Here is a 5,061-nt window from a genome sequence, read left to right on the forward strand (position 1 = left end):
GAGAACGACACCCTCGAGGTCCTGTGCACCTCGCCGGGTGTGGGCGAACTGACCTACAACGGAGTTCCGCTGACCGTCAAGGCGGCCAAGGCCCTTCCCGCCTCCGACTGAGTACCGACGATCACGTCCCGTGGGGTCGCCGGACCCGATCCGGCGGCCCCACGAGAAACCGACGAAAGAAGTTGAGAACATGGCTGTGCCCGGTGGCATGAGTTTCGAGCTGACCGAGGACCAGGAACTGATCCGCAAGTCGGTCGCCGAGCTGATGAAGAACTTCGGCGACCAGTACTGGATGGAAAAGGACCTCGCGCACGAATTTCCGACGGAGTACTACAAGGCGCTCGCCGACGGCGGGTGGCTCGGCATCACCACACCGGAGGAGTACGGCGGGCACGGCCTCGGCATCACCGAGGCGTCCATTCTTCTCGAAGAGGTCGCGCGATCCGGCGGTGGCATGAACGCCGCGACCGCGATCCACCTGTCCATCTTCGGGATGCATCCGGTCGTGGTGCACGGATCCGACGAGTTGAAGCAGCGGACCCTGCCGCGGGTCGCCAGCGGCGATCTGCACGTGTGCTTCGGTGTCACCGAACCCGGTGCGGGACTGGACACCTCGCGCATCACCACCTTCGCTCGCCGCGAGGGCGACCACTACATCGTCAACGGGCGCAAGGTGTGGATCTCCAAGGCGATGGAGTCAGAGAAGATCCTCCTCCTGACCCGAACCCAGCGTTACGACGAGGTCGAGAAGAAGACCGACGGCATGACGCTGTTCCTCACCGATCTGGATCGAAGCCGCGTCGAGGTCCGGCCGATCCGGAAGATGGGGCGCAACGCGGTGTCCTCCAACGAGCTGTTCATCGACGATCTCCGGGTCCCCGTCGAGGACCGGGTCGGCGAGGAAGGCAAGGGATTCCAGTATCTCTTGGACGGTCTGAATCCGGAGCGTATGCTCATCGCAGCCGAGGCTCTCGGCATCGGAAGGGTCGCTCTGGACCGAGCCGTCAAGTACGGCAACGAACGTGAGGTGTTCGGCCGGCCGATCGGCATGAACCAGGGAATCCAGTTCCCGCTCGCGGACTCGCTGGCGCATCTCGACGCCGCAGAACTGGTGTTGCGCAAGGCAACCTGGCTCTACGACAACGGCAAGCCCTGCGGACGTGAGGCGAACACCGCCAAATATCTCTGTGCCGAAGCAGGTTTCACCGCTGCCGACCGCGCGCTGCAGACGCACGGCGGGATGGGGTACTCGGAGGAGTACAACGTCGCCCGCTACTTCCGTGAGGCTCGGGTCATGCGCATCGCCCCGATCAGCCAGGAAATGATTTTGAACTATCTGGGATCACACACTTTGGGAATGCCGAGGAGCTACTGATGGCAGGAAACAATCCGTTGTTCGACCTGACCGGCCGGTCGGCGCTGGTGACCGGTGCCGCCGGTGGTATCGGCGCCGCGGTCGCCGAGGCGCTCGCCGCAGCCGGTGCCTCGGTGATGGTGACCGACATCGACCCCGACGCCGCGGCCGCCGTCGCCGAGCGCATCACCGCGAACGGCGGCAAGGCCGACAGCGTCGGACTCGACGTGCGCGACCGCGCCGCCGCCGACGCCGCCGCGGCCCGTGCCGCCGGGTTCGGCCAGGGCGCGCTGCACATCCTGGTGAACAACGCCGGGGTCACCGAACCGGCGATGTTCAAGGACCTCGAGACCGAGAGTGTCCAGAAGATGCTCGACATCCACCTGCTGGGCGCGTTCAACTGCGCCAAGGCAGCGCTGCCGTTCCTCCCGACCGACGGCACCGGCCGGATCATCAACGTCACGTCGTCCGCCGGAATCACGGGAACGCTCGGTCAGGTGAACTATTCCGCGGCGAAGGCCGGCATCATCGGTATCACCAAGTCCCTGGCGCGCGAACTGGCCCGCAAGAACATCCTCGTCAACGCCATTGCACCGCTCGCGGCCACCCCGATGACGAACACCATCCGCACCGACGCGAAGTTCGCCGAGCAGATGCTCAACCGAATTCCGCTGCGCCGATGGGCAGAACCGTCGGAGGTTGCGGGAGCCTTCGTGTTCCTCGCGTCCGATGCCGCCTCCTTCGTCACCGGCCAGGTGCTGCCGGTGGACGGTGGAATGGTGATGTGATGACACCGGAACCGGCATCCGCCGGTGCCGCGGCCGGTCCGCTCGACGGGGTCACCGTCGTCACCCTCGAACAGGCGGTCTCGGCGCCGATGGCCACGCGGGTGCTCGCCGACTTCGGTGCCCGCGTCATCAAGGTGGAGAACCCGAAGGGCGGGGACTTCGCCCGGGACTACGACGATGTGGTGGGTGGTCTCGCCGCGCATTTCGTGTGGGCGAACCGGGGCAAGGAGTCGGTCACGCTCGACCTGAAATCCGATGCCGGCCTGGACGTGCTGCACCGGCTGCTGGCGTCGGCGGACGCGCTCGTGTCCAACCTCGCGCCCGGTGCGACCGCGCGCCTCGGATTGACCGCCGCGGAACTCGAGAAGCGTTACCCCGAGCTGATCGTCGTCGAGATCGACGGCTACGGCTCCGGGGGACCGCTGTCGCACAAGCGTGCGTACGACCTTCTCGTGCAGGCGGAAGCGGGATCGTGTGCGGTGACCGGCTTCCCGGGTGAGCCGGCGAAACCCGGCCCGCCCTTCGCGGACATCTCGACCGGCCTGTACTCGGCCCTGTCGATTCTGGCGTTGTTGCTCGGCAAGGCGCGGAATCCCGAAAGCAACCGCGGTCTCGAGGCGGTGTCGGTGAGTCTGTTCGACACGATGACCGACATGATGGGCTACCCCCTGACCTACACCCAGCATTCGGGCGTGAACCAGCAGCCGCTCGGGATGAGTTCGCCCGCGGTCGCACCCTACGGCGCCTACCGCACGGCGGACGAGCAGACGGTGGTTCTGGGCACGACGAACGACCGGGAATGGCAACGGCTCGCCCGGGAGATCCTGCAGCGCGACGATCTGGCGGACGACGAACGGTTCCGGACCAACTCCGACCGTGTCCGAAACCGTGCCGTGCTCGACGAGGCGATCGGCGAGTGGTGCGCCCGCCACGATCTCGCCCACGTACAGAAGGCGGCCGACGAAGCGGGAATCGGCAACTCGCGCTACAACATTCCGAGTGAAGTGCTTGCTCATCCCCAGTTGAGCGAGCGCGACCGGTGGCGGACGATCGACACGCCTGCCGGTTCGATCCAGGCGATCCTGCCACCGCCGATCATCGCCGGGCGCGAACTGAGGATGGACCAGGTCCCCGGCCTCGGTGAGCACACCGACCGCGTGCTGGCCGACTTCGGATACTCGCCGTCCGAGATCGAGGAACTGCGCCGGCGGGGCGCAATCGGCCCGGAGTACCGGCGGTGACCGGCGATTCCCGGTCCGAGGGGCCGGTGCTGTTGCGTGACGACCGCGACGGCGTGCGGACACTGACGTTGAACCGTCCGCGTCGGAAGAACGCGATCGACACCGAACTGTGGGGGTGCCTGCGCGACGCACTCGACGACGCCGGGACCGATCCGGACGTGCGTGCCGTCGTGATCACCGGTGCCGCCGGCGCGTTCTGCTCGGGTGCGGACATCGCGAATCCCGGTACCGCCCACCCGATGCGCAAGATGCGGGTGCTGACCGACGTCGCCCTGCTGTTGCACGAACTGCCGGTGCCGACCGTGGCCAAGGTCAACGGTGTCGCGGTGGGTGCGGGCTGGAATCTGGCGCTCGGGTGCGACCTGGTGGTGGCCACCCCGGAATCCACGTTCTCGCAGATCTTCACGAAGCGGGGTCTGTCACTGGATCTCGGCGGATCGTGGCTGTTGCCGAAGCTCGTCGGCCTTCAGCAGGCGAAGCGCCTGACATTGCTCGCGGAGACGATCGATGCCGAGCAGGCACACGCGATGAATCTCGTGACGTGGGTGGTGCCGGGCGACGAAATCGACCGGTTCGTCGACGAACTCGCACGCAAACTCGTCGCGGGGCCGCCGGTTGCGCTCGCCCAGACCAAGGCACTGCTCAACGAGGGTGCCGACCGGACGCTGCGCGACGCCCTCGCGAACGAGACGCGGGCGCAGGCAATGAATTTCGCGACGGCCGACGCGCCGGAGGCGTTCTCGGCGTTCGTCGAGAAGCGGGAACCGCGATTCACGGGACAGTGGACGGTCAGCCGCGCACAGTAGCGCCGCGGGACGTGTCCTCGGATGACGAATTGGGAGAAGTAGATGCGTGAAGTGGTGATCGCGGAGGCGGTCCGGACACCGGTCGGCAAGCGCAACGGCGGGCTGGCGGGTGTGCACCCGGCGGACCTGTCGGCGGCGGTGCTCACGGCCCTCGCGGAGCGCACCGGGATCGACCCGGTGATCGTCGACGACGTGGTGTGGGGTTGTGTGTCCCAGATCGGCGACCAGTCCAGCAACATCGGCCGGTACTCGGTGCTCGCGGCGGGCTGGCCGGAGAGCATTCCCGGCACCTCGGTGAACCGGGCGTGCGGGTCGAGCCAGCAGGCCCTGGACTTCGCCGTGCACGCGGTCATGTCCGGGCAGCAGGACGTCGTGGTCGCCGGCGGTGTCGAGTCGATGAGCCGGGTGCCGCTCGGCGCGGCGAGGGCCGACGGCATGCCGTACGGGCCGCGCGCGCTCGCCCGCTACGACAATTTCCAGTTCAACCAGGGCATCGGCGCCGAGATGATCGCCGAGAAGTGGGGGTTCTCGCGGACCCGGCTCGACGAACTGTCGGCGCAGTCCCACGAGTGGGCGGCGGCGGCGATCGACCGGGGTGCGTTCGACGCCCAGATCGTGCCGGTCGAGACCGCGGACGGGACGGTCGCGCGCGACGAGGGGCTGCGGCGCGGGACGACCGTCGAGAAGCTCGCGGGCCTGAAGCCGGTGTTCAAGGAGGACGGGGTGATCCACGCGGGGAACTCCTCGCAGATCGCCGACGGCGCCGCGGCGCTGCTGGTCACCACGCCGGAGAAGGCGCGCGAACTGGGTCTCACCCCGATCGTGCGGTACCGCGCCGGTGTGGTCGCCGGTTCCGATCCGGTGCTCATGCT

5 protein-coding genes are annotated in these 5,061 nt (G+C 67.6%); all 5 read left to right on the plus strand.

Features of this window, described 5'->3' with window-relative positions; translation table 11 throughout:
* Positions 1–208 precede the first annotated feature (208 nt).
* Entirely contained in the window at positions 209–1,375 is a 1,167-nt protein-coding gene (locus I0Q12_RS30175) for an acyl-CoA dehydrogenase family protein (protein WP_197257624.1), read from the plus strand.
* The gene (locus I0Q12_RS30180) at positions 1,375–2,142 is read left to right on the plus strand and encodes an SDR family NAD(P)-dependent oxidoreductase (RefSeq protein ID WP_197257518.1); all 768 of its coding nucleotides are present in this window, start codon (positions 1,375–1,377) and stop codon (positions 2,140–2,142) included. The genes I0Q12_RS30175 and I0Q12_RS30180 overlap by 1 nt, the downstream gene beginning before the upstream one ends.
* Positions 2,142–3,383, plus strand: coding sequence for a CaiB/BaiF CoA-transferase family protein (locus tag I0Q12_RS30185; RefSeq protein ID WP_197257520.1), 1,242 nt, complete (start codon positions 2,142–2,144; stop codon positions 3,381–3,383). Before I0Q12_RS30180 ends, I0Q12_RS30185 begins: the two co-directional genes overlap by 1 nt.
* Positions 3,380–4,189, plus strand: a complete 810-nt coding sequence (locus I0Q12_RS30190; protein ID WP_197257522.1) for an enoyl-CoA hydratase/isomerase family protein — start codon at positions 3,380–3,382, stop codon at positions 4,187–4,189. The genes I0Q12_RS30185 and I0Q12_RS30190 overlap by 4 nt, the downstream gene beginning before the upstream one ends.
* A gap of 42 nt (positions 4,190–4,231) precedes the next feature.
* Positions 4,232–5,061 (plus strand): thiolase family protein (locus I0Q12_RS30195; protein WP_231611746.1); only part of this gene is annotated, 830 nt, incomplete at its 3' end.

Source organism: Rhodococcus sp. CX, from assembly GCF_015865005.1.
Taxonomy (GTDB): domain Bacteria; phylum Actinomycetota; class Actinomycetes; order Mycobacteriales; family Mycobacteriaceae; genus Rhodococcus.